Here is a 620-nt window from a genome sequence, read left to right as displayed (position 1 = left end):
GCCGCCGCCACGAGGTGCGCCACGTGCTGCGGGGCATCTCGTTCACCGTCAAGCGCGGCGAAGCGGTGGGACTGATCGGGCACAACGGCTGCGGCAAAAGTACCACCCTGAAGCTCCTGACCCGCATTCTCTACCCCGACAGCGGCTCTATCCAGATCAAGGGACGGGTTTCCAGCCTCATCGAGCTGGGCGCCGGATTCCATCCGGACATGAGCGGCAGGGAGAACATCTACACCAATGCGGCGATTTTCGGACTGAACAAGAAAGAAATCGACCAGCGCCTGCAAACCATCATCGATTTCTCCGAGCTGGAGGAATTCATTGACAACCCCGTCCGCACCTACTCCTCCGGCATGTATATGCGCCTCGCCTTTTCCGTGGCGATCAACGTGGATGCTGACGTGCTGCTCATCGACGAGATTCTCGGCGTGGGCGACGCAAACTTTCAGGCGAAGTGCTTCCAGAAGCTGCGGGAGATCAAGGCAAACGGCACGACCATCGTCATCGTGTCCCACGCACTGGGACAGATCGAGCAGATCTGCGAGCGTGCCATCTGGATTCACGACGGACTTATCCGTGCAGAGGGGCCGGTGCGGGATGTGGATCTGGAGTATCTGGAG

1 protein-coding gene is annotated in these 620 nt (G+C 59.7%); it reads left to right on the top strand.

The annotated features are described in order from the left end of the window. On the top strand, nt 1–620 hold a 620-nt coding region (locus tag QZL66_RS09075), incomplete at both ends, for an ABC transporter ATP-binding protein (RefSeq protein WP_293602140.1).

It is taken from the genome of Ruminococcus sp. CAG:330 (assembly GCF_000437175.1).
Classification (GTDB): Bacteria; Bacillota; Clostridia; order Oscillospirales; family Ruminococcaceae; genus Ruminococcus_C.
The sequence above is the reverse complement of the archived record's forward strand: the minus strand, read 5'-3'. Positions and strand labels throughout refer to the sequence as shown.